The organism is Phaeobacter sp. JH20_02, assembly GCF_048056915.1.
Classification (GTDB): Bacteria; Pseudomonadota; Alphaproteobacteria; order Rhodobacterales; family Rhodobacteraceae; genus Phaeobacter; species Phaeobacter bryozoorum.
The window spans coordinates 22,902-45,660 of record NZ_JAYMVP010000009.1; the positions used below are offsets into that span (position 1 = coordinate 22,902).

Consider the following 22,759-nt stretch of genomic DNA (forward strand, 5'->3'; position numbering starts at 1 on the left):
CGCTCTCCAAGGTCATCGTGAAAAGCGCGCGCCGGATGTCATTGTCCGACGCGCGCGCTCTTCATGTGCCAGATCACCTGCCGGTCACTTCCCGGCGAAGTAATCCCGCAGGATACGGCCATAAATCGATTTCAACTGATGGATCTGGGCGATCTCCACACGTTCATCAACCTGGTGCATCGTCTTGCCAACCAGCCCGATCTCGACAACCGGGCAATGGTGTTTCACAAAACGTGCATCAGAGGTGCCGCCCGTCGTGGACAGCTCTGGTCTGCGCCCGGTCTCGGCCTCAACCGCTGTGCTCACCAGATCCGACAGCGAGCCGGGCGGAGTGATGAAGCTCTCGCCCGAAATCTTGATCTCCAAACCGATCTCAACACCGAACTCCTCCGCGATGCGATCCGCTTCTGCCCGCAGCCAGTCGCTGAGACCGGCACCGGAATGGGCGTCGTTGAACCGGATGTTCACCGTCGAACGGGCCGTTGCCGGAATCACATTGGTCGCAGGATTACCGGTATCGATCGTGACCACGGCGAGGGTGGAGGCGTCGAAATGTTCGGTTCCCTGATCCAGCTCATGACTGGCGAGACGATCCATAAGGCGCGCCATTGCACTCAACGGGTTTTTGGCACGATGCGGATAGGCCGAATGCCCCTGCACACCGGTCACCGTGAACCAGGCTGACAGCGAGCCGCGACGACCGATCTTGATCATTTCGCCCATTTCATTTGGGCAGGTCGGCTCCCCGACGAGGCAAACCGACATCTGCTCACCCGCCCGGTCCATGTAATCCAGCAACGCGGTGGTGCCATCGACTGCGTCACCCTCTTCATCGCCGGTGATGGTCAGGACAATCGCTCCCTCGGGTGGCGCGGTCTGAACCAGATCGACGGCAGCCGCTACAAATGCCGCCACACCAGACTTCATGTCGGTCGCCCCCCGCCCGTACATGAAACCATCTTTCTCCTCTGCGCCAAAGGGATCGACGGTCCAGGCGGCGGTATCGCCAACCGGCACCACATCGGTATGGCCGTTGAAGCCGATGGTGCGCGGGTGCCCCTTTTGACCCCAGCGGGCAAACAGATTGCTGACCTCGCCGCGATCAACCCGGCTGCAGGAAAACCCCGCTGCGGTCAGGATTTTCTCGAGCAGGACAAGCGCGCCGCCCTCCTCCGGTGTCACCGAGGCACAGCGGATCAGGTCAGCGGTGAGCTGTTGCGGGTCAAGCGGCGAATGCGCGGGCGGCTGCGTCATTTGGGTCCTCCGGTTCTCGGGCCGGACATGGCTGGCCCCCTTCCATGACCTCTGGCTACCTCGGTTCTGTCGGCGGTGCAAATCTCCTGCTGCCGGAGAGGGAGAAGACTGCGGATCCACGTCCCCTGCCACACAGCGGCTAAATCCAAACGCCGGTTTGTGGCGCAAATGCCGCGCAGATCAGCATTATTTCCAACGCCTGTCTGCGCCAACCGGACAAGCGGGAGGTGAGAGTGTTAATAAATCCTTAAAATACGACTCGAGGCAGAGCATCAATCGCCGTGGATCCACCGTAACAGCGGGGCCACAGAGCAGATCGGACATCGCGTCGCCCTAAGGCGGCGCAGGGGCACCCCTTGCGGAGGTGTCATGTTCCAGACCATGCGCTGCCTCATCGTGAAGAGGTGAGACAAGACAATGGTTGCAGCATCCGAGCTGACATATGACATAAACGCCACTGCGGTGCAGATGGCCGAGACCATCTTTGGCGATGGCGTGCAGGTGATCAGCGCAAGCTACACCGGTGACACCCGCGCGTCGGCTATCTATTCCAACGGTGATTCTATTGCGCCCGGTGCGACGCCGTCGGACACCGGCATCATCCTCTCCACCGGGCAGGCCAGCGCCTATACCAACTCAACCGGAGAGGCCAACCAGTCCACCAATCAGACCACCGCAAGCGACGGCCCCAACGGAGATCCCACGTTCAATGCCGCCGCTGGCACGCAGACCTTCGACGCCTCCTATCTGGATGTCACGTTTGTGCCCGATGGCTCGGTGATGACGATTCAATTTGTCTTCGCCTCAGAGGAATACCCGGAATACCAGGATTCTGTCTTTCAGGATTTTGTGGGCGTCTGGGTCAACGGCGAGATGGTCAACCTGGAGTTCGGTAACGGCGATACCGATCCCGGCAACGTGAACTCCAATACGAACTCCAATATCTATCTCGACAACGCCAACGACGACTACAACACCGAAATGGATGGTCTGACCGTCACGATGACGCTGACCATGCAGGTTGATCCGGGCGTGGAAAACACCATCCGGATCGGCATCGCCGATGTGTCGGATGGCAGCTACGACAGCAATCTTCTGATCGCTGCCGATTCGGCACAAACCGATGTGATCGCGCAGACCGATTTCGCCCGTGTTGATGCCAATGGATCCCGGGTGGTCAATGTGCTGGCCAATGACACCAACACCTCCACAAGCACGCTGACGATCACTCATATCAATGGGGTCGCGGTTGTCGCCGGGGACGTTGTTACCCTTGGCACCGGCCAGCAGGTTCAGCTGAATGCAAACGGCACGCTGACCCTGATCGGCGATGGTGACGTCGAGGACTTCGCCTTTACCTATACAGCCAGCAACGGCACCAACAGTGACGTTGGCTATGTCGAGGCCACCAGCATCCCCTGCTTTGTGACCGGCAGTCGCCTGCTGACCGACAAAGGGCTGCAACCTGTCGAGACCCTGCGGCCCGGCGATCTGGTCATGACGCGCGACAACGGCTTGCAGCCGCTACGTTGGATCGGCTCAAGGCAGGTTCAGGCCGAGGGGCGGTTTGCTCCGATCTGTATCAAGGCGGGTGCGCTTGGAGATCATGAAGAACTCTGGGTATCGCCACAGCACCGCATCTTGCTCAGCGACGGGATGGCAGAGATGCTCTTTGGCGCCCATGAGGTACTGATCGCAGCAAAAGATCTGATCAACGATCAGTCGATTACCCGCCGCCCGGGAGGTCGGGTGACCTATGTGCATGTGATGTTCGATGAGCATCAGCTGGTCATCAGTGAAGGCCTGTTGACCGAGAGTTTCCTGCCGGGACCACAGACCAGCCGACATTTCGACGCTGACGTTCTGGCCGAGTTGCAAGCGCTGTTCCCGGAGCTGGATCCGCTCACCGGAAAAGGGTACGGCCCCGCGGCGCGTCCCAGCCTGCGCAGCTATGAAGCGCGGCTTCTGCGTGCCACGCTTGCAGCGCGCTGATCGGATGAGCTGGCTGGCAACACGCAGCATCGAACGGGCGTCCATCGCGGTTGCGGTGACTGAACGCGAGACCTGCCTCAACGCTCCCGACGACGTTTTGATGACACAGGGCAGCCTGTGTCTGGATCTGTCGCTGGACGAGGCCAGGCCAAGCGGCGACCTGCTGCTGCTGGACCGTTCGGTGGATGATTGCCAAGGTTGGCCGCTGCTGTTGCGGCTCAGACGCAACCTGGGCCGCGGCGTCACCCTGACGCTCAGCCAGCCCGGCTGCCATCTGGACCAACGCATCCTCGCCCCGAACCCTTCGGGCAGCGAAAGCAACGCGGCACGTCTGATCTATTCCTGGGATAGTCTGGCACGCTGGGGGCGACTTGCGCTGATGACCGCCTCGGGGAGCACTATCGCAACGGCCGACCTGCAGGCGCCGCCACCGCTGCGCATCGGCGATGCAAGAACGCTTCTCGCAGCGCTGCCCGCCTCAGCCGAGGCCTGCGGCCTGCTTTCCGCCTCTCTCAGCAGCGAAATCGTACAGATGGCACCACTGGGCGGGCTGGAGCCACACACCAAGGTTGCCACGCCGGACGGCAATATACCCTTGGGGCAGCTGCGACGCGGAGATCTGGTCCTGACACCCGAAGGAGAAGCTGTTCCGGTCCTGCATCGGCTAGATCGCCGCGTCCCCGCGATTGGCCATGATACGCCCCTGCGACTGCGCGCACCGTTCTTCGGGCTGACAGATGATCTGCTGCTGGCGCCGCAGCAGCCACTGGTGGTCTCGGGAACCGATGTCGACTACCTTTTTGGTCGTCCAGACGTCCGTCTGACTGCGGCGATGATGCTGGGGACTGCGCTGGTAACGCAAGCTGATACCGATCCTACCGATGACCCTCAGGCTCCCTGCCCGCTGGTCGATCTGGCGCAGCTCATCCTGCCACGCCATGAGCGTTTCATAGCGGCAGGCACCGCGGTCGAGAGCCTTTATCTGGGGCGTTTGCGCCGCAACCGCGCCGCCTATGACGCCAGCGCACTGGCGCATCTGGACCGCAATACGATTCCCGAACATGCAGTGGATCCGGCCCCGTTGCTGCGCAGCTTTGATGCCGCAGTTCTGGCAGAACGACGCATCGCCTGACCACGACGCTTGCCTGAGCCTGTGGGACATTCTAAGGACAAAACGAATGATGTCTCATAGGGTCCTATCGTTCAGTTGCGCCGTTTTCTTGCTCCATTTTTCCTGATCTATCTGCTGTGGGGGCTGGCAGCGGCCGCCGAGACTCTGACTGTCAGCACGGTCACGCGCCCGCCGTTTTCGATGACGGAGGGTGATCGCGACACCGGGTTTTCCATTGATCTGGTGCGCAGCCTGAGCGACCGGCTGGGCTGGGATTATCAGCTGGTGCGGACAGATACATTCGGCGAAATGCTGGATCTGGTGCGCAGCGGCCAGGTGGATATGGCAGCGGCCAATATTTCGATCACCTCGGCACGCGAAACCGAAATGGACTTCAGCCACCCGATCTTCGAAAGCGGTCTGCGGATCATGGTAGCGGCCGCCGATGTCCGTGCGCCCTCATTGATCCGGGTGCTGTTTTCCGCCGACCTGATGATTGCAATTGCAGTCGCTGTCGTCCTGCTGATGGGGGGCGGGATGCTGATGTGGGGCCTGGAGCGACGCGCCCAGCCCTATTTCGACCGCCCACTGAAAGAGGCCTGGTTCCCCTCCTTCTGGTGGGCGCTGAACCTCGTGGTCAACGGCGGCTTTGAGGAACGCGTCCCACGCACCCCGATTGGGCGCATATTTGGCGTTATCCTCGTCGTCTCATCCCTGTTCGTAGTGTCGCTTTTCGTGGCCAAGATCACAGCCGTCATGACGGTCGAGGCGATCAGCGGGTCGATCAACTCGGTGAATGACCTCTATGACAAGGACGTCGGCACACTCGACGGCTCTACGGCGGCGCGGTTTCTCGAACGCCGTGACATCAGCTATCGCGGATATTCGGATCTGGCGTCCTTGCTGAAGGATTTCGAAAGCGGTGAGACCAGGGTTGTCGTCTTCGACGCCCCGGTTCTGGACCACTACATGGAAGGCGAAGGTCGTCTGCATGGCCGCGCCGTCGGACAGGTATTCCTGCGCGAGGACTACGGCTTGCTGCTCCCCGATAGCTCCGAGCATCTGGAAGATATCAACCGCGCGCTGCTGGCCCTACGCGAAAACGGCGAATACGACGATATCTATCGAAAGTGGTTCGGCAAGGCGCCCTGACCTGACAGCCCGACACCCCGTCGCCGTTTAGGCGGCAGTCTGGTCGGCAGACGCGAGACCTGCGTGCTAGTGCAGGGTTGCAGGCCCGTCGTCAAAAAAGGGCGTCATCTGCGCAACGATCACCGAATTCTCATCCAGTGCACGTTGCATCAGCTCACGTTCCTCATCCGAGATGTCGTGATCCTCGGCCTCGCGATCGGCCAATGTGCCATAGCCGGTGACATCCAGCGGCGCGGTATCGGCCTGCTTCAGAATTGCAACGGTTTCACGCACGGCTTCAGCCTCATCCACGCCAGAGGCATAGATCATCAGGGCGGCACCAGTGGCCCCTTCGGGCAGACCATCACCTTCCTTGCGACCGATCTGAACCACAAGCGTGTAGACCTGCTGACGGGAGATTTTCTTTTTTTCCATGCGCTCGCCATATCCCTGCGGCATGGGTTTGGTCAATACGGATCGCCGCTTGGTCGGCCGATCTAATAGCGGCTGCGCATCTGGTAGCCGGGATGGAAACTCATCCGAACAAAGGTGACCGGCTGGGCCTGAAACCAGGTCGACCGCTCCATCTGGAACAGTGGCGCGCCAACCGGACAGGCAAGATACTCGGCCAATTCAGCATCCGCAGCAATGGCACCAAAGCTCAGCTCGGCGGTGGAAAACGGCACCTCGGCGAGCAGCCATTCATTTGGTCCGACCGCACTAAAATCGGCCTCTGTCACCTTTGGCACCGCGGCGATATTGATCCAGCGATCTTCATATTGGAACGGCTGGTTGTCGCCATAGTGCATGGCGCGCACGTGCAAAACGGGCGACGCTGGTGCCAGTTGCAATTGCGATGCCAGCCAGCCCGGCGCCGGACCCTCTCTCCGGTGGACCAATGCGTAACGGTAGGTGGCATTTCGGTCCTCGACCAGCTGCCGCGTTAGCGTGATCTCCAGCTTGGCTTGTTTCACGGGTAACATTGCCACCCGCGTTCCGCTTTTACGCTTGCGGTCGATGATACCTCGCTCCGCCAGCTCACGCAGCGCACGGTTCACAGTGGCGCGGGCACATCCGAATTCCTCAGCCAGTTCCTGCTCTGTCGGCAACAGGTCGCCCTGCGCCCAGACCCGGTCCTGAATGCGTTTCAGCACGTTGTCACGGACATCCTGAAAACCCATTTTTGTCCGTTCTACCATACCTGTCCCCCAGTCTGCTCGACCACTGCTCCAGCAGCCAGCGCGCAGCAGTGTCTTCTGTTAAAGCGCGTCAAGGAGCGCAGCAACCGCTGAGGCATAAGCCGCGATGATCTGATCCCGCTTTGCATGGCGCCCGCCGCTGACGACATGACGCCCTGCAGACCAGACATCGCTGACCACGGAATCATCGGAAGCGAAGCAAAGACCATCAAGGAGCTGGTCCGGGCGCAGCGCACATAGTGAGACATGCGTCGTATCAAAAGCCATCAGATCCGCCAGAGCACCGACTTCCAGACGACCGGCCTCGCGGCCAAGCGCCTGCGCACCACCCTCGGCCGCACCCAGATATAGGGTCGTTCCGACGGACCCCTCTTGCGGTACCATCACATTACGCGCCAGATCCCGCAGCCGCTGCGAATACTCAAGCATGCGCAGCTCTTCCGACAGGGAAATCCGCACGTTGGAATCTGATCCGACACCGAAGTTCCCTCCGTGGCTCAGAAACGCCGCACCGTTGAAGGGACCGTCGCCCAGGTTGGCTTCGGTAATCGGGCAGAGGCCGGCCACGGCACCGCTCTGCGCCAGATCGCGGGTTTCCTGCGCTGTCATATGGGTCGCATGGATAAGGCACCAATCTGCGCCGACACCGCAATTCTCCAGCAACCACTCTACCGGTCTCGCTCCCAGCCAAGTGCTGATATCGGTCACTTCCTGCGGTTGCTCTGCAATATGTATATGCACCGGCGCGCCCGACCGCAGCGACAGGACCTCTTTCAGATCCTGTGGTGCGGTTGCCCGCAGCGAATGCGGCGCAATGCCGACACGCGCATCTGACGGCAGGCTCTTCGTCACCATCGAACGACAATCGGACAGAAGGTCCGCATAGCGCGCCACATCATTGCCAAACCGCTGCTGACCCCCGGAAAGAGGCACCTGCCCTGCCCCGCCATAGCTGTATAAAACCGGCAGATGGGTCAGTCCGATCCCGGTCAGGTCCGCCGCCGCAAAGACGCGATTGCTCAACTCGCCCAGCGCGGCATAGGGCCGTCCCCCGGATTGGTGGTGCACATAGTGGAACTCCCCAACCGAGGCATAACCCGCCTCCAGCATTTCCATGAAGACCAGTCCAGCAATCGCCTCATAGTGTTCGGGTGTCAGGTGATCGACAAATTGATACATCAGCTTGCGCCATGACCAGAAACTCTCTTTCCCCGAGACGCGCGTTTCGGTCATGCCCGCCATGGCCCGCTGGAAACTGTGAGAATGCAGATTGGCGAGGGCCGGGACCAGCGCCATGACACAATGATCTTGAGGCTGTGCAACCGCGCCGGGTTCAAGCGTGACGATCCAACCATCCGCAACCGTCAATCGCAGATCAGTGACCCACCCCTGAGGCAGGCGCGCGTGGTGTGCAAATATTGACTGCATTTGCCCCCCTTATGTATAGACATAATAATGTTATATACATACATTCATATCATCAAGCTTTTTGCGAGGATGCCATGAACAGCCCCCGTTCCTATCTGATCTGCGACGCTACGCTAGCCACGATGGCCGATAGGGACGCCCCCTACGGTCTGATCAGAGACGGTATCGTCGCAGTGAAAGACGGCAGCATCCAGTGGGTCGGCCCAGAGGATCAGCTGCCAGAAGACTATGAAAACTGGGACCGTGTCTCGATGGGCGGGCGCCTGATCACACCGGGTCTGGTCGACTGTCACACCCATATCGTCTTTGGCGGCAACCGGGCGCTGGAGTTTGAAATGCGCCTGAATGGGGCCTCTTATGAAGAGGTCGCACGCGCTGGGGGTGGCATCGTCTCGACCGTTTCAGCCACCCGCGAGGCGTCGCTGGAGCAGCTGGTACAGGGCGCGCTGCCGCGTCTGGATGCCCTGATCGCCGAAGGTGCCACGGTGGTAGAGGTGAAATCCGGCTACGGGCTGGACCAGACCACCGAACTCAACATGCTGCGCGCCGCCCGCCGCCTGGGCGAATTGCGCCCGGTGGCGGTGAAAACCACCTTCCTCGGCGCCCATGCCACCCCGGCGGAGTACAAGGGCCGGGACGATGATTATATTGATCAGGTCTGCATCCCCGCCCTGCGCGCCGCTTTTGCGGAGGGGCTGGTGGATGCGGTCGACGGCTTCTGCGAAAACATCGCCTTTGCGCCTGCGCAGATCGAACGGGTGTTCAAGGTTGCCAAGGAACTTGGCCTGCCGGTGAAACTGCATGCCGAGCAGCTGAGCCATCAGGGAGGCACCGCATTGGCGGCAAAGTACGGTGCGTTGTCAGTCGATCACGTGGAATACGCCACCGAAGACGACGCCAGGGCGATGGCCGCCTCGGGTTCTGTTGCGGTGATCCTGCCGGGTGCGTTCTACACCATCCGCGAAACCCAGATGCCGCCGGTTGAGCACTTCCGGACCCACGGCGTGCCGATGGCGCTGGCGACCGACTGCAACCCCGGCTCCTCGCCGCTGACCTCCTTGCTGCTGACGATGAACATGGGCTGCACCCTGTTCCGGATGACCCCGGAGGAGGCGCTGGCGGGTGTCACACGCAACGCAGCCCGCGCGCTGGGGCTGGCGGACCGCGGAGAGATTTCCGCTGGGATGCGCGCCGATCTGGCGGTCTGGGACGTGGAAACGCCCGGCGAACTCGCCTACCGCATCGGCTTCAACCCGCTTTACTCCCGTATCTATGAGGGCAAACAATGATCGAGATGATCCCCGGCACGGTGACGCTGTCCACGCTGGAAGATATCTACCGCAACCTGATCCCGGCCAGGCTGGATGCCTCGGCCCGTGCGCCGGTGGAGGCCGCAGCGCAGATGGTGGCCGATGCCGCTGCCGGAGAAGAAGCGGTCTATGGAATCAACACCGGCTTCGGCAAGCTGGCCTCGACCAAGATCGCACCGGAAGACACCGCCACCCTGCAGCGCAACCTGATCCTAAGCCATTGCTGCGGGGTAGGGGAGGCGCTGCCGGAGGACAAGACCCGGCTGATGATGACGCTGAAACTGCTGTCGATGGGCCGCGGCGCCTCCGGCGTGCGCTGGCTGGTGATCGAACAGATCGAACAGATGCTGGCGCGCGGCGTGGTGCCGGTGATCCCGTCGCAGGGCTCGGTCGGCGCCTCTGGCGACCTGGCGCCGCTGGCGCATATGGCGGCGGCGATGATCGGGGCAGGGGAGGCCACGTTCGAAGGCACCCGCATGTCCAGCCTTGATGCCCTGAAAAAGGCCGGGTTAGAGCCTATTGTGCTGGGTCCCAAGGAAGGCCTGGGGCTGATCAACGGCACCCAGTTCTCGACCGCCTGCGCCTTGGCCGGTTTGTTTGACGCCTGGCGCATGGCGGAGGCGTCGATGGCGATTGCCTCGCTCACCACCGACGCTATCATGGGCTCCACCGCGCCGCTGGTCGCCGACATCCATTCCTTGCGCGGCCATGCCGGGCAGATCGACGTGGCGCGTGAAATGCGCGGGATCATGGATGGCTCGGAAATCCGCGAAAGCCACCGCGAGGATGACACCCGGGTGCAGGATCCTTACTGCATCCGCTGCCAGCCGCAGGTGGTGGGAGCGGCGCTGGACGTGCTGCGGATGGCCGCCAAAACGCTGGAGATCGAGGCCAACGCCGTTACCGACAACCCGCTGGTGCTGGTGAACGAAGGCCGGATCGTCTCCGGCGGCAACTTCCACGCCGAATACGTGGGCTTTGCCGCCGATCAGATCGCGCTCGCCGTGGCCGAAATCGGCGCCATCGCGCAGCGCCGGGTGGCCTTGATGGTGGACCCGACCCTCAGCCACGACCTGCCGCCGTTTCTGACGCCTGACCCGGGCCTGAACTCCGGTTTCATGATTGCCGAGGTGACCACCGCCGCGCTGATGAGCGAGAACAAGCACCTGGCCAACCCCTGCGTGACCGACTCGACGCCCACATCGGCCAACCAGGAGGACCACGTGTCGATGGCGGCCCATGGCGCGCTGCGTCTGGGACGGATGAACGCCAATCTGTCGGTGATCCTGGGCGTCGAAATGCTCTGTGCTGCGCAAGGGGTGGAGGCGCGTGCGCCGCTGCAGACCTCCGCGCGGCTGCAGGACGTGCTGGCAATGCTGCGGGCCGATATCCCCGCGCTGGCAGAGGACCGCTATCTGGCGCCGGATATCGAAGCTGCCAGCGCCATGGTCCGCGCAGGCCGGGTTGCTGAGGCCGCAGGCGTCAAGGTGGCGGCATGATCGAGGTCACCCAAGGGTCGTCGCCGCTGGTGCTGGGCCTGCCCCACACCGGCACCGATGTGCCAGCGGAAATCTGGGAGTGTCTGAACGAGACGGGCAAGGCGCTAGCGGACACAGACTGGCATATCCATGACCTCTATTCCGGGCTGGCGGAGGACATCACAACCGTCCGTACGCCAATCCACCGCTATGTGATCGACGTGAACCGCGATCCGGGTGGTATCAGTCTCTATCCAGGGCAAAACACCACCACTTTGGTGCCGCTGACCGACTTCGACGGGCTGCCGATCTGGCAAGAGGGCAAGGAGCCGGGTGAGGCGGAAATCGCGCGCCGCCGCGATGCCTACCACGCCCCCTATCACGCGGCGCTGATGGCGGAGCTGGAGCGGGTGAAGGCGAGCCACGGTTTTGCGATCCTTTATGACTGCCACTCGATCCGCGGCGACATCCCGTTCCTGTTCGAGGGCCGCCTGCCGGATTTCAACGTGGGCACCAACATGGGGCAGACCTGCGACCCTGAAATCGAGGCGCTGACCGTGGCCCGTTGCGTGGCGGCGGAGGGTTATACCTCCACCCTCAACGGGCGTTTCAAGGGCGGCTGGACCACCCGCCATTACGGGCGGCCCGCGGAGGGCTATCACGCCATCCAGATGGAACTGGCGCAGGCCACCTACTGCCAGGAAAGCCCCCCCTGGACCTATCTGCCGGAGCGCGCGGAAGCCCTGCGCGCCCATCTCACCAAAATTTTCACCGATCTTCAGACCTGGAGGCCCGCATGAGCGATCCCCGCAAGAACACCCGCGACATCTTCCCGCCCACCGGCCCGGAAATCACCGCCAAGTCCTGGATGACCGAGGCGCCGATGCGGATGATGATGAACAACCTGCACCCGGATGTGGCCGAAAACCCGCATGAGCTGGTGGTTTACGGCGGCATCGGCCGCGCCGCGCGCACCTGGAAGGATTTCGACCTGATCGTCGAGACCCTGAAGAACCTGGAGGAAGACCAGACCCTGATGGTGCAGTCTGGCAAGCCGGTGGGCGTGTTCCAGACCCACAAGGATGCGCCGCGGGTGCTGATCGCCAACTCCAACCTGGTGCCGCATTGGGCCAACTGGGACCACTTCAACGAGCTCGATAAGAAGGGCCTGATGATGTACGGCCAGATGACCGCTGGTTCGTGGATCTATATCGGCACGCAAGGGATCGTGCAGGGCACCTATGAAACCTTTGCCGAGGCCGGCCGCCAGCATTATGGCGGCGACCTCAAGGGCAAATGGATCCTGACCGGCGGCCTGGGCGGCATGGGCGGCGCGCAGCCGCTGGCAGCCGTGTTTGCCGGTGCCTGCTGCCTGGCGGTGGAGTGCAACCCCGACAGCATCGACTTCCGCCTGCGCACCAATTACCTGGACGAGAAGGCCGAAACCCTGGACGAAGCGCTGGAGATGATCGAGCGCTGGACCGCTGCGGGCGAGGCGAAATCGGTGGGCCTTCTGGGCAACGCGGCAGAGATCTTCCCCGAACTGGTCGAGCGCGCCAAGGCGGGCGGCATCCGCCCCGATATCGTGACCGACCAGACCTCAGCCCACGACCCGGTGAACGGCTACCTGCCGCTGGGCTGGACCATGGGCGAGTGGAAGGAGCGCCGGGTCTCAGAGCCGAAGGCGGTGGAAATGGCCGCCCGCGCCAGCATGCGCGTGCAGGTGAAGGCGATGTGCGATTTCCACGCGATGGGCGTGCCGACGGTGGATTACGGCAACAACATCCGCCAGATGGCGCTGGAAGAGGGGCTGGAGAACGCCTTTGACTTCCCCGGCTTCGTGCCCGCCTACATCCGCCCGCTGTTCTGCCGCGGCATCGGCCCGTTCCGCTGGGCGGCACTCTCGGGCGATCCGGAGGATATCAGGAAAACCGACGCCAAGATGAAGGAGCTGTTCCCCGAGAACGAGGGGCTGCACCGCTGGCTGGACATGGCGCAGGAGCGGATTGCCTTCCAGGGCTTGCCCGCACGGATCTGCTGGATCGGCCTCGGCGACCGCCACAAGGCGGGCCTCGCCTTCAACGAGATGGTCCGCAATGGCGAGCTGTCAGCGCCGGTCGTCATTGGCCGGGACCATCTGGACTCGGGTTCCGTGGCGTCCCCGAACCGCGAGACCGAGGCGATGATGGACGGCTCCGACGCGGTGTCCGACTGGCCGCTCTTGAACGCGCTGCTGAACACGGCCTCCGGCGCGACCTGGGTGTCGCTGCACCACGGCGGCGGCGTTGGCATGGGCTTCTCGCAGCATTCCGGCGTGGTGATCTGCTGCGACGGCACCGAGGACGCCGACCGCCGCATCGGCCGCGTGCTGTGGAACGACCCGGCCACCGGCGTCATGCGCCATGCGGATGCAGGCTATGACATTGCCAAGGACTGCGCGCGCGAACACGGGCTGAACCTGCCCGGTATCCTCTAACGCCAATGGGGCTCTGCCCCTCGGCCTAACGGCCTCACCCCGGAGTATTTGGAGAAAAGTGACAGCTCGGCCTACCTGTCAACTTTCCAAAAATACTCTGGGATCCGGGGCAAGGCCCCGGCGATTAGTACAAATAAAAACGCGCCCTGTGGGGCGCGTTCCATGAGCTCGAACTGAAGGGATGGGATCAGTCGCGCAGCAGCTCGTTGATCCCGGTCTTGGATCGGGTTCTTTCGTCTACCCGTTTCACGATCACCGCACAGTATAGGTTGACGCCATTTTTTGAGGGCATGGAGCCGGCGACCACCACCGAATAAGGCGGCACTTCGCCATACATGACTTCACCGGTCTCGCGGTCCACGATCTTGGTAGATTGGCCGATGAACACACCCATTCCAAGGACAGATCCTTCACGCACGATGCAGCCTTCAACCACTTCGGAGCGCGCGCCAATAAAGCAATTGTCTTCAATGATGGTCGGGCCTGCCTGCATCGGCTCCAAGACACCGCCAATACCGACACCACCGGAAAGATGAACATTCTTGCCGATCTGAGCGCAGGAGCCAACGGTTGCCCAGGTGTCGACCATCGTGCCTTCGTCGACATAGGCACCAAGGTTCACGAAGGATGGCATCAGGACCACGCCGGGGGCGATATAGGCCGATTTGCGAACAACGCAGTTGGGAACGGCCCGGAATCCAGCCTCTTTCCATTCGGATGCGCGCCACCCTTTGAACTTGCTGTCGACCTTGTCCCACCACCCAGAACCCTGGGGGCCGCCGGATTGCTCTTCCATATCCTTGATGCGGAAGCCCAGAAGAACGGCTTTCTTGGCCCATTGATTGACATGCCAATCCCCGTTGTCCTGGCGCTCGGCCACGCGCAGTTTACCCGAATCCAGGGCGTTCAACGTGTCTTCGATAGCCTCGCGCTGCTCACCTGTGGTGGCGGATGTGATGGTGTCACGGGCCTCCCAAGCGGCCTCGATTGCGGTTTCCAGCTGGGCGTTGGACATCTGGGGTTTCTCCGGCGTGTGGTTGGTTTCGCCGCTACATAACCTCATTTTACTCCGGGGTCATGTGCGGATTGCGTCAATATCCCCACCCGCAGCGGCCAATCGTGGCGGCAGCGGCGTGGTTCTAGCGGACCCGCCGCAGATGGCGGCGTAGAATATCGCAGGCGGTGGTTACATCCCGACGTCGCATGGCCTGCACGATCAGCGCATGATCGGTGTCGACACGTTGGCTCCAGCGGTGTTTCCAATTGGCAAAAAGATGACGAGCCGAGGCAATATGCAGGTCGTCAATTGTCGCCAACAAACGCGGCATTGCACAGGGCGACAAGATGACCCGGTGAAAGGCGCGGTTCTTTTGCTCCCAATCGGCCATGTCTGTTGCGGCATCGCAGGCGAGTCTTGCGGTGTCTGCCGCTTCCAGCTCCGAGGGTCCCAGATGGGCAAAGGCGTTTTGCAAGGCCAGCAGCTCGAGCGAGACGCGCATTTCGATGACTTCGCGTATTTCCGAAGGGTCCAATGCTGTCACCCGCATGCCACGCCGTGGAATCGACTGGGCAAGTCCGTGCGCCTCCAGTCTCAACAGGGCCTCGCGCACCGGAACGTGGCTGGCGTTGAACTCGCGTGCAATATGGTCCTGACGCAGCTTCTCGCCGGCAGGCAGAGCGCCGGTCACGATCCGTTCGCTCAGCGCGTGGTAAATTCGGTCGGAGATCGTAGCGCTCATGCAGCGTCGCTCCGACGTCGGGGCTCGATCACAGATCCCGGCCCAGCGCTATGCAGGATCATGAGGTGCCTCCAACTGGATCATTGGCGATATTGCCACCGCAGAGCAGCACCGCAACCCGCTCACCTGCTGCCGGCTGGTAGATGCCGCTGGTCAGAGCAGCCAATGCGGTTGCCCCTGCCGGCTCCACCAGCAGGCGGCGTTCCTGCCACAGCGCCGTCTGGGCCGCGGTGATTGCATCGTCGGGCACCGTCACCGAGGTCACCGCATGTGATTGAGCCTCAGCCAGCTCGTAGCAGATATTGCCGATCCGCCGCGCGCCGAGAGCATTTGCAGCCACGCCTGAAACCTCAACATCGACGGGCTTGCCTGCGGCAAGCGCGCTATTTAAGGCCGAACTGGTTTCCGGCTCAACCGCCACGATCTTCTTCGATCCGCCGTACCAGGCCATGGCGCCCGCTATCAGCCCGCCTCCGCCCACCGCAATCAATAGCGTGTCAGCCACGAGCCCCTGTGCGTCCCATTCCGCAAAGCAGGTACCCTGCCCGATAACCGTTGCCGGTGCGTCATAGGCATGGACCTGCATTGCACCAGTCCGCTGCTCGTAGGCCTGCGCTTTCTCAAGGGCATTGGCATAGGCGCCCGGAACAACCTCGAGATCCGCGCCGCAGGCTCTGATCAATGCGATCTTTGCCGGGCCAGCCATTTCCGGAACATATACACGCGCGCGAAAGCCGAGCCTCTTGGCAGCGTAGGCGACCGCCGCGCCATGATTGCCGCCGGATGCAGCCACCAGCCCAGCCTCCGGCACCGATCCGCCCAAAAGCGTGTTGAAGGCACCACGCGCCTTGAAGCTGCCGGTGTGCTGCATATGCTCCAGCTTCATCATGATCGGATGGTCGAAGCCGAAGCCGACGGTTTCCAATATCGGTGTGCGCTGAATATAAGGGCGGATCCGCGTTTCAGCGGCGCCAATATCTTGTGTCCAATGCATGAGCAGTCCTCTTTTCCCGTCGGCGCGCTGACCGTAAGCCCTGTGCCAGCTTGTGCAAGCCCTCCTTGCATCTTCGATGGGCTTCACCCCGGATCACCTTCATATCAAGGCGATGGATCCGGGCTAGCGTCACGCCCGCCAAAGCGGTAGAAATAGAACTCCGTATTTTTTGAAATAACATAGCAGGTTTGCAATGAATGACGATCGCCATAGCCGATTCCGGGATGCACATTCTGACAGGGATCGCGCCGAGCATATGCCATCGACACCGCAGACCGAATCTCCGGCATACCGGCTGGCCTTTGCAGATGAAGATTTTCTCTGTCGCGAGGAGCTGCGCCCGGTTCGGTTGCAGCTTGAGCTGCTGAAACCGCAGTTGATGCTGGATGAGCATGGTATCGAAAGCACCATCGTCATGTTTGGTGGTGCACGTATCCCGGCGCCAAAAGACAAGGCGCAAGCGCGCACGCAGACGCTTCGGGACCTGTCCCATTTCTATGATGAAGCTCGCAAGTTCGCCAAGCTCATGACCGAGAAATCAATGACCACAGGTGGCAGGAAAGATGTCATCGTGACCGGCGGCGGACCTGGGGTGATGGAAGCAGGCAATCGCGGCGCAGTTGACGCCGGCGGCGCCTCTGTCGGGCTGAATATCGTGCTGCCCCATGAGCAGGCACCAAATGAATTCGTCACGCCGGAACTCTGCTTTAACTTCCACTATTTTGCGATCCGGAAGATGCATTTCCTGATGCGCGCCCGGGCCATTACCGTGTTTCCCGGCGGCTTTGGCACGCTGGACGAGATGTTCGAAAGCCTGACGCTGATCCAGACCGGCCGTATGGAACGCGTACCGTTCCTGCTGTTTGGTCGTGAGTTCTGGGAAAAAATCATCAACTGGGACGCTCTGGCGGATGCCGGAACCATCTCGGAGGAAGATCTTGACCTGTTCCGGTTCGTGGAAACCGCCGAGGAGGCGATTCACATCATCGACAACTGGGAGCCGGCACCGCCCCGTGACAGCTTGCCCGGTCGTAACGGCTGATCACCCAGGAATCCCCGTCGCGCCGCCAAGCGCGCGTGGCGGGGCCTGCCGAAGGGAACCGTCCCTTGAAAGGGATGGCTCAGGCGAATTCAGGCGGCAGAACACCCAGAGGCTTGCCGTGGGGCAGACGTGTCAGAACTTGCGCGCCTTCTATATCCTTGATCGCATAACCATAGCCACGCAGGCGAAACTTCCATTCACGCGGGCTCAACGCCTTGCCACGTTCCTCGCGAACCAGATCCAATACGGTGGGCTCAATCGGCGCAGCGGCCGCTGTATGACTTGCCATGATCTCTTTCCCTTCCATCGACTGTCTACAATCTGGAAACTGTTCTGTTGGAATGGCGGAAATGTACCCGGATTGTGGAAATTTCTGGGCAGCACCGCTATTCTTGATGCGTGCAGCAGTAAATACGCGCCGGCAACGCAAGATCAGACCAGCTGGCGACGATGCAATCGGTGACCGCTCCTGTTCCCCGGTCGCGACAGTTCTCAATCATCAGAATCGGTCAAATTTAATGCTATTGTTCACAATGTGAGGCTTTGGCGCCGAAACGCCATTTTTCGCAGCCCCTAGGAGCGACATCCGAGAGGGAGCCAGGGCGATCAGGTTAAGCCTCTGAATAAACAGAAATATCAAGCGCATCACAGAACTGAAACTTGGGATACCGACCGGCCCAGTTCGTGCCCTTTCTATCTGTAGCGGCGTCGAGCGCCCCAAAAATTCCCCAAGAATCGGCCCATCAGCGCCACATTCATTGACCAGATTGACGACAACCCAAGTGGAGTTGTCGCATGCCCCGAGTTTCGGATTATTCAGCCCTTCTATACTACCTCGACGGCGACCACTTCCGTTGGAATGCCCCGGCGGATCTGGGAACGCAGGCCATCATCACCTACAGCTTTACCGAAACAGGTAGCCTCGCGGATCCGGCTGAGAGCGACCCCTATGGCGCGACCGAATATTGGGCCTTTGATGACGATCAACGCGATCTGTTTCGCGAAAGCCTGTCTCAATACGAAGATATTTCGGGGGTGCGTTTCATCGAAGTCGAAGGCCGAGGCATGATCAATGCCTTTGGCTCAACCGGTAGCACAGCGGGTGGCTGGGCCAATATTGCGATGTCCGGGGATGGCTTCACCGGTCGCGGTGACCTGACCATCGACACAGCCATCATGACCAAGGGTACCTATGGTTATGTTACGCTTTTGCATGAGGTCGGCCATGCCCTTGGCCTGCAGCATTCGCATGATGGCGGGCTGACGCTGGACCACCACGCCGACACGCCTGAAAACACGGTAATGACATACAATCACAGCCCTACATATGTAACGGAGCTGGGTTCGTTCGACATTCAGGCGATGCAGCACGTTTATGGAAGCAGCGACAGCTTCGCAGGTTGGCAGATCCTCGGCGGTGGCAGTGATCCCATTATCATCCGAAGCACAAACGCGGCGGAAACGGTGATCGGCACCGACCAGAACACCACGATCAACGCCAGAGGTGGTAATGACCATGTTCAGGGGCGCGAGGCAGATGATACCCTGCGCGGTGCCGGTGGTAGCGATACCATAATCGGGGGCTTGGGCGAAGACCGGCTGTTCGGTGGCAGTGGTGCAGATCTCTTGATAGGCGGCACCACTGATGATGCCTATTCCGGCGGTAGCGATAGCGACATCCTCCACGGCAAGCGTGGGCACGACCTGCTCCATGGCGGATCCGGCGACGATCAACTGCTGGGCGGGGTCGGCCGTGACACGCTGGTCGGCGGCGATGGCAGCGATACGCTGACCGGCGGCTCCGGTGCGGATACTTTTGTCTTCGATCAGGCAGATGCCTATGACGTCAACCGGATCACCGACTTTGGCCGTGGCGCAGATGTGATTGACGTGTCTGGCCTCTGGATCGGCAGTCTCGACCAGCTCGACATCGTCGAAGACAACGGCAGCACCACCATCTCCTATTCCAATTGGTTCGAAGTGGAATTGACCAACTACACCGACACCCTAACGGGAGCGGATTTCATATTCAGTTGAGGCAGCCGGGGACCTGCCTGGAGGTCGAGGTCAGGGGTTTAGCCCCGCCTCGGCCTCAATCTGTTTACGGCTCTTGCGCGCACGCTCGGTAGCCGATTTCAACTGACCACAGGCCGCCAGAATGTCCTCGCCCCGTGGTGTACGGATCGGAGAGGCATAGCCGGCCTGATAAATAATGTTGGCAAAGGCGTGAATCCGGTTGTTTGACGAACGCGTATAGGGCGAACCTGGCCATTCATTGAATGGGATCAGATTGACCTTCGCCGGGATCCCATCAATCAGCTCAACCAGACGATGGGCGTCTTCGTCGCTGTCATTCACGCCGTTCAACATCACATATTCAAAAGTGATCCGCTCCGAATTGGTCAGGCGCGGATAGGCGCGGAGCGCGTCCAGAAGTGTTTCGATATTCCAGCGTTTGTTGATCGGTACCAGTTTGTCGCGCACCTCATCGGTGGTCGCATGAAAGGACACAGCCAGCAGGCAGCCGATTTCCTCGGCCGTGCGCGCGATTTCCGGCACCACACCGGAAGTTGACAGGGTAATGCGACGCCGCGACAGGCTGATCCCCTCGGGGTCCATCGCGATCTTCATCGCGTCGCGCACGTTGTCAAAGTTGTAGAGCGGCTCTCCCATCCCCATCAGCACGATATTCGACAGCAAGCGTGTCTCATCCTTGGGCGCACCGGGAACTGGCCATTCGTCCAGATCGTCACGCGCCATCATGATTTGGCCAACGATCTCGGCCGCCGTCAGGTTACGGACCAGTTTCTGCGTGCCGGTATGGCAGAACGAGCAGGTCAGGGTGCAGCCCACCTGCGAGGAAATACACAGTGTACCGCGCCCTTCCTCAGGGATGTAGACCACCTCGACCTCATGGCCGCCAGCGATACGCACCAGATACTTGCGCGTGCCATCGGTAGAGACCTGTTTGCTCACCACCTCGGGAATCGCGATTTCAAAATGCTCGTCCAGCTGCGCGCGATAAGCCTTTGCGAGATTCGTCATCTCCGCAAAGTCGCGCTTGCCCCATTGATAGATCCACTGCCAGATCTGCCCGACCCGCATTTTGGCCTGCTTTTCCGGCGTACCATGTGCGATCAGTGTTTCCCGCAACTGGTCGCGGGTCAGACCTACTAGATTGATCTTGCCGCCCTCAGGCATCTTGCGAGGCAGGGTCAGGACGTCCTGGGTGATCGGCGCATTGGCGGTCATGGCAAAAAGACTCGGTCTGTTTGGGTGGATGCGGCTCTATATAGGATTCTTGCCAAAGATCAAAAGGAATCCTCCCGATTTTGCTTCGGCACTCTCTTACCGGGCGTAATCCATCAGCGCGTCGACCCGATCCCGTGTCAGGCCAATACGACAGGATAGAACCGCGATACCGGTTCCCGAACCGCCGGCAAAGGTCTCCCCGACAAACGCGCAATGCTCGTCACGGAACGTCTCCCAGGATGCCTGCCCCGCCTCCAGTGCAGGGATTGCGGCAGGTCGTCCGGTGGTATCATCAAGTTCGGCCATCGTATTGCGGGCATAATCAAACGCCTGTGAAAGAGCCATATTGGCGCGGGTTTCATCCGCCTCAAGGCAGCTGCGCAGGTCAACCTGAGAAACAGCACCGCTGCATTCCATTGCAGGATCCGCCAGAACCGGCAACGGCAATGCCAGGGCGAGTGTGACGATGTGGCGCCGCATGATGTGGAACTCCTAGGGTGTCATGACAGATGTTATCGGGCCGGGCAAAACACCTCCGACCCGTTCGACAGCTCAAAACCCGGATGCAGGCCGGGTCTCCTCGCATGTGCGCGACGCTCTGGGGGCGACCGCCGAGCGCAATCAGTTACAGCGTTTTTCGGCGTCCTCGACCGCGGCGGTAAAGCCCAGGAGCGAGAACGTGTCCTTGGTCTGTGTCCCACGTGCTGACCGGGCTGTCAGAACAGCCTGCGCGCCACGTTTCATCGCGGTGATGATCTTGGCGTCATCCGCAGCCGTTGCAGGCCAGGCCCACTCACCCTCTGTGAACAGCTCAAATTCGGTATCGCCCACTGCGAGATTCACGGTTGAGCCCGGCGCAAAGGGATAGCCGCCCGTGAAAGTCACTTGCCCCTTGTCGCCGGTTTCTGGCCGATAGAAAACGAACAGTTGGATCTTGCCACGACGCACGGCTTTCACGCGGCCGTCACGGGTGTTTACGGTCTCTTTCGGAGCGGAGACACCCCAGCATTCCTTGGGACTTTCGCCTTGAAACACGCTCCAGTCGACATTGCTCGCGACGCGATTGTCAGATTCTGCCTGCTGTGCGGATGCGCTGGTGGCCATTGCGGCCAGACACAGGCCCGCGACGCAGCGGACGAGTTTTGATGCCATTTGTCCCAACTCCAAAGACTGTCGTTACCTCAAATAAGCCAGGGTACATGCGGCGTTACCTTCGCCGTCTGGTCCCGATCCCCTCGCTTGTGTACTCATACACACTATCGTAACTATCGCCACGTGTGAAAGCCCGTTTTGGCGGGAAATTGCCAACAGGAAAGGCGTTTTGTGATGACCAAACCCGTACCGATGACTGAAGTGTGGCGCGGTCCGCTCTTGGAAAGCCTGCATCTGGGCCATGCCGTTGTCTGTAACGCCAAGGGAGAGATCGTGCGCAGCTGGGGCGATCCCGACGCGATTATTTACCCGCGCAGTTCCGCCAAGATGATCCAGGCGCTGCCTCTGATCACATCGGGCGCAGCGGCAAAATACGGGCTGACCTCTGAGCAGCTCGCCCTCGCCTGTGCTTCGCACAATGGTGCCGAGATTCACACCAGCCGCGTCAACGCCTGGCTGGATCAGCTGTCCATGACCGATCATGATTTCCGCTGCGGCCCGCAGCTGCCAGACGATATTCCGGCGCGAAACGCGCTGATCAAAACCGATACAAGCCCGTGTCAGGTTCACAATAACTGCTCCGGCAAGCATGCAGGCTTTCTGACGCTGTCCCAGCACCTGGGGGCCGGACCCGAATATGTAGAGATCGACCATCCGGTACAACAGGCCTGCCGCAGCGCCTTTGAGCAGGTGACCGACGAATCCAGCCCTGGCTATGGCATTGACGGGTGTTCAGCGCCGAATTTCGCAACCTCCGTGAAGGGTCTGGCACGGGCGATGGCCTGGTTTGCCTCCGCCTCTGACCGTTCGGACCGCGATGCCGATGCCGCGCAGCAGCTGGTGGCCGCGATGACAGCGCATCCCGAACTGGTCGCTGGCGAAACCCGCGCCTGCACCAACCTTATGCGTGCGATGGGTGGCAAGGTCGCGATCAAAACCGGCGCTGAAGCCGTCTTCATCGCCATCCTGCCCGAACAGAAACTGGGTGTGGCGCTGAAGATCACCGACGGTGCCACCCGCGCCAGCGAATGCGCAATTGCAAGTATTCTGGTGGGGCTGGGCGTTCTGGATGCCGACCATCCGGCAACACTGAAATATCGCAACGCCCCCCTGATCAATCGCCGAGGCATCGACTGTGGTTCGATCCGGCCCTCAGCTGAAATGCAGTTCTGACCAAAGATTGCCCCGGCACGCAGAACGC

At 61.0% G+C, this 22,759-nt stretch carries 21 protein-coding genes; 10 read left to right on the plus strand and 11 right to left on the minus strand.

Features of this window, described 5'->3' with window-relative positions:
* Window positions 1-84: 84 nt before the first annotated feature.
* Window positions 85-1,254 (minus strand): succinyl-diaminopimelate desuccinylase, encoded by a 1,170-nt coding sequence (dapE, locus tag VWY34_RS01750; protein ID WP_340547223.1) that lies wholly within the window; start codon window positions 1,252-1,254, stop codon window positions 85-87.
* Window positions 1,255-1,671: 417 nt separating this feature from the next.
* On the opposite strand from dapE, the gene VWY34_RS01755 reads away from it, so the two are divergent.
* The 3 genes from VWY34_RS01755 (at window position 1,672) to VWY34_RS01765 (ending at window position 5,509) form a co-directional block, all read left to right on the plus strand.
* Window positions 1,672-3,246: a Hint domain-containing protein gene (locus tag VWY34_RS01755; protein WP_340547222.1), complete on the plus strand. Its 1,575-nt coding sequence runs from the start codon at window positions 1,672-1,674 to the stop codon at window positions 3,244-3,246.
* A 4-nt stretch (window positions 3,247-3,250) separates the two neighbouring features.
* Window positions 3,251-4,378, plus strand: coding sequence for a Hint domain-containing protein (locus tag VWY34_RS01760; RefSeq protein ID WP_416544583.1), 1,128 nt, complete (start codon window positions 3,251-3,253; stop codon window positions 4,376-4,378).
* A gap of 75 nt (window positions 4,379-4,453) precedes the next feature.
* On the plus strand, window positions 4,454-5,509 hold the full coding sequence (locus VWY34_RS01765) for a transporter substrate-binding domain-containing protein (RefSeq protein WP_416534292.1): 1,056 nt from the start codon (window positions 4,454-4,456) through the stop codon (window positions 5,507-5,509).
* Window positions 5,510-5,575: 66 nt separating this feature from the next.
* Here VWY34_RS01765 and VWY34_RS01770 read toward each other — a convergent pair whose 3' ends face one another.
* The 3 genes from VWY34_RS01770 to VWY34_RS01780 form a co-directional block, all read right to left on the minus strand.
* Window positions 5,576-5,923: a hypothetical protein gene (locus tag VWY34_RS01770; protein WP_340547219.1), complete on the minus strand. Its 348-nt coding sequence runs from the start codon at window positions 5,921-5,923 to the stop codon at window positions 5,576-5,578.
* A 62-nt stretch (window positions 5,924-5,985) separates the two neighbouring features.
* Entirely contained in the window at window positions 5,986-6,687 is a 702-nt protein-coding gene (locus tag VWY34_RS01775; RefSeq protein ID WP_340547218.1) for a GntR family transcriptional regulator, read from the minus strand.
* A gap of 60 nt (window positions 6,688-6,747) precedes the next feature.
* Window positions 6,748-8,115, minus strand: coding sequence for a formimidoylglutamate deiminase (locus tag VWY34_RS01780; RefSeq protein ID WP_416544582.1), 1,368 nt, complete (start codon window positions 8,113-8,115; stop codon window positions 6,748-6,750).
* A gap of 74 nt (window positions 8,116-8,189) precedes the next feature.
* On the opposite strand from VWY34_RS01780, the gene hutI reads away from it, so the two are divergent.
* Genes hutI through hutU form a run of 4 tightly spaced genes read left to right on the plus strand, consistent with a single transcriptional unit; the run spans window position 8,190 to window position 13,379 of the window.
* The gene (hutI, locus tag VWY34_RS01785; protein WP_416544581.1) at window positions 8,190-9,404 is read left to right on the plus strand and encodes an imidazolonepropionase; all 1,215 of its coding nucleotides are present in this window, start codon (window positions 8,190-8,192) and stop codon (window positions 9,402-9,404) included.
* The gene (gene hutH, locus VWY34_RS01790) at window positions 9,401-10,924 is read left to right on the plus strand and encodes a histidine ammonia-lyase (RefSeq protein ID WP_416544580.1); all 1,524 of its coding nucleotides are present in this window, start codon (window positions 9,401-9,403) and stop codon (window positions 10,922-10,924) included. Before hutI ends, hutH begins: the two co-directional genes overlap by 4 nt.
* On the plus strand, window positions 10,921-11,703 hold the full coding sequence (gene hutG, locus VWY34_RS01795; RefSeq protein ID WP_416544579.1) for an N-formylglutamate deformylase: 783 nt from the start codon (window positions 10,921-10,923) through the stop codon (window positions 11,701-11,703). The genes hutH and hutG overlap by 4 nt, the downstream gene beginning before the upstream one ends.
* Window positions 11,700-13,379, plus strand: a complete 1,680-nt coding sequence (gene hutU, locus VWY34_RS01800; protein ID WP_416544578.1) for a urocanate hydratase — start codon at window positions 11,700-11,702, stop codon at window positions 13,377-13,379. The genes hutG and hutU overlap by 4 nt, the downstream gene beginning before the upstream one ends.
* 187 nt (window positions 13,380-13,566) lie before the next feature.
* Here hutU and dapD read toward each other — a convergent pair whose 3' ends face one another.
* The 3 genes from dapD to VWY34_RS01815 all read right to left on the minus strand — a co-directional run bounded on the left by dapD (window position 13,567) and on the right by VWY34_RS01815 (window position 16,112).
* Window positions 13,567-14,394: a 2,3,4,5-tetrahydropyridine-2,6-dicarboxylate N-succinyltransferase gene (gene dapD / locus VWY34_RS01805; protein WP_340547212.1), complete on the minus strand. Its 828-nt coding sequence runs from the start codon at window positions 14,392-14,394 to the stop codon at window positions 13,567-13,569.
* 124 nt (window positions 14,395-14,518) lie between these two features.
* Window positions 14,519-15,118, minus strand: a complete 600-nt coding sequence (locus VWY34_RS01810) for a GntR family transcriptional regulator (protein ID WP_340547211.1) — start codon at window positions 15,116-15,118, stop codon at window positions 14,519-14,521.
* 58 nt (window positions 15,119-15,176) lie between these two features.
* Entirely contained in the window at window positions 15,177-16,112 is a 936-nt protein-coding gene (locus VWY34_RS01815; RefSeq protein WP_340547210.1) for a threonine/serine dehydratase, read from the minus strand.
* A 193-nt stretch (window positions 16,113-16,305) separates the two neighbouring features.
* Between VWY34_RS01815 and VWY34_RS01820 the strand changes: the two genes are divergently transcribed.
* Window positions 16,306-17,154 (plus strand): LOG family protein, encoded by an 849-nt coding sequence (locus VWY34_RS01820; protein ID WP_340547209.1) that lies wholly within the window; start codon window positions 16,306-16,308, stop codon window positions 17,152-17,154.
* Between the two features lie 79 nt (window positions 17,155-17,233).
* On the opposite strand, the gene VWY34_RS01825 is transcribed toward VWY34_RS01820, so the two are convergent.
* A complete protein-coding gene (locus VWY34_RS01825; protein WP_340547208.1) occupies window positions 17,234-17,443 on the minus strand; it encodes a hypothetical protein in 210 nt (69 codons plus the stop codon).
* Window positions 17,444-17,949: 506 nt separating this feature from the next.
* On the opposite strand from VWY34_RS01825, the gene VWY34_RS01830 reads away from it, so the two are divergent.
* Window positions 17,950-19,191, plus strand: a complete 1,242-nt coding sequence (locus VWY34_RS01830; RefSeq protein ID WP_340547207.1) for a metallopeptidase — start codon at window positions 17,950-17,952, stop codon at window positions 19,189-19,191.
* Window positions 19,192-19,221: 30 nt separating this feature from the next.
* Here the strand turns inward: VWY34_RS01830 and rlmN are convergent, their stop codons facing one another.
* From rlmN to VWY34_RS01845, 3 genes are all read right to left on the minus strand, one after another.
* Window positions 19,222-20,406, minus strand: coding sequence for a 23S rRNA (adenine(2503)-C(2))-methyltransferase RlmN (gene rlmN, locus VWY34_RS01835; RefSeq protein WP_340547206.1), 1,185 nt, complete (start codon window positions 20,404-20,406; stop codon window positions 19,222-19,224).
* Window positions 20,407-20,502: 96 nt separating this feature from the next.
* Complete coding sequence (locus tag VWY34_RS01840; RefSeq protein ID WP_416548906.1) at window positions 20,503-20,886, minus strand: lysozyme inhibitor LprI family protein; 384 nt, start codon at window positions 20,884-20,886, stop codon at window positions 20,503-20,505.
* 141 nt (window positions 20,887-21,027) lie between these two features.
* Window positions 21,028-21,558: an invasion associated locus B family protein gene (locus VWY34_RS01845; protein ID WP_340547204.1), complete on the minus strand. Its 531-nt coding sequence runs from the start codon at window positions 21,556-21,558 to the stop codon at window positions 21,028-21,030.
* A 174-nt stretch (window positions 21,559-21,732) separates the two neighbouring features.
* Between VWY34_RS01845 and VWY34_RS01850 the strand changes: the two genes are divergently transcribed.
* On the plus strand, window positions 21,733-22,731 hold the full coding sequence (locus VWY34_RS01850; RefSeq protein WP_416534301.1) for an asparaginase: 999 nt from the start codon (window positions 21,733-21,735) through the stop codon (window positions 22,729-22,731).
* Window positions 22,732-22,759 lie beyond the last annotated feature (28 nt).

Coding starts and splice junctions, on each gene's coding strand:
- hutG (WP_416544579.1), top strand. CDS start 10,921: ATGATCGAGGTCACCCAAGGGTCGTCGCCGCTGGTGCTGGGCCTGCCC.
- VWY34_RS01760 (WP_416544583.1), top strand. CDS start 3,251: ATGAGCTGGCTGGCAACACGCAGCATCGAACGGGCGTCCATCGCGGTT.
- VWY34_RS01845 (WP_340547204.1), bottom strand. CDS start 21,558: ATGGCATCAAAACTCGTCCGCTGCGTCGCGGGCCTGTGTCTGGCCGCA.
- VWY34_RS01815 (WP_340547210.1), bottom strand. CDS start 16,112: ATGCATTGGACACAAGATATTGGCGCCGCTGAAACGCGGATCCGCCCT.
- VWY34_RS01850 (WP_416534301.1), top strand. CDS start 21,733: ATGACCAAACCCGTACCGATGACTGAAGTGTGGCGCGGTCCGCTCTTG.
- VWY34_RS01830 (WP_340547207.1), top strand. CDS start 17,950: ATGCCCCGAGTTTCGGATTATTCAGCCCTTCTATACTACCTCGACGGC.
- dapE (WP_340547223.1), bottom strand. CDS start 1,254: ATGACGCAGCCGCCCGCGCATTCGCCGCTTGACCCGCAACAGCTCACC.
- rlmN (WP_340547206.1), bottom strand. CDS start 20,406: ATGACCGCCAATGCGCCGATCACCCAGGACGTCCTGACCCTGCCTCGC.
- VWY34_RS01825 (WP_340547208.1), bottom strand. CDS start 17,443: ATGGCAAGTCATACAGCGGCCGCTGCGCCGATTGAGCCCACCGTATTG.
- VWY34_RS01770 (WP_340547219.1), bottom strand. CDS start 5,923: ATGGAAAAAAAGAAAATCTCCCGTCAGCAGGTCTACACGCTTGTGGTT.
- VWY34_RS01820 (WP_340547209.1), top strand. CDS start 16,306: ATGAATGACGATCGCCATAGCCGATTCCGGGATGCACATTCTGACAGG.
- hutI (WP_416544581.1), top strand. CDS start 8,190: ATGAACAGCCCCCGTTCCTATCTGATCTGCGACGCTACGCTAGCCACG.
- dapD (WP_340547212.1), bottom strand. CDS start 14,394: ATGTCCAACGCCCAGCTGGAAACCGCAATCGAGGCCGCTTGGGAGGCC.
- hutU (WP_416544578.1), top strand. CDS start 11,700: ATGAGCGATCCCCGCAAGAACACCCGCGACATCTTCCCGCCCACCGGC.
- VWY34_RS01810 (WP_340547211.1), bottom strand. CDS start 15,118: ATGAGCGCTACGATCTCCGACCGAATTTACCACGCGCTGAGCGAACGG.
- VWY34_RS01840 (WP_416548906.1), bottom strand. CDS start 20,886: ATGCGGCGCCACATCGTCACACTCGCCCTGGCATTGCCGTTGCCGGTT.
- VWY34_RS01780 (WP_416544582.1), bottom strand. CDS start 8,115: ATGCAGTCAATATTTGCACACCACGCGCGCCTGCCTCAGGGGTGGGTC.
- VWY34_RS01755 (WP_340547222.1), top strand. CDS start 1,672: ATGGTTGCAGCATCCGAGCTGACATATGACATAAACGCCACTGCGGTG.
- VWY34_RS01775 (WP_340547218.1), bottom strand. CDS start 6,687: ATGGTAGAACGGACAAAAATGGGTTTTCAGGATGTCCGTGACAACGTG.
- hutH (WP_416544580.1), top strand. CDS start 9,401: ATGATCGAGATGATCCCCGGCACGGTGACGCTGTCCACGCTGGAAGAT.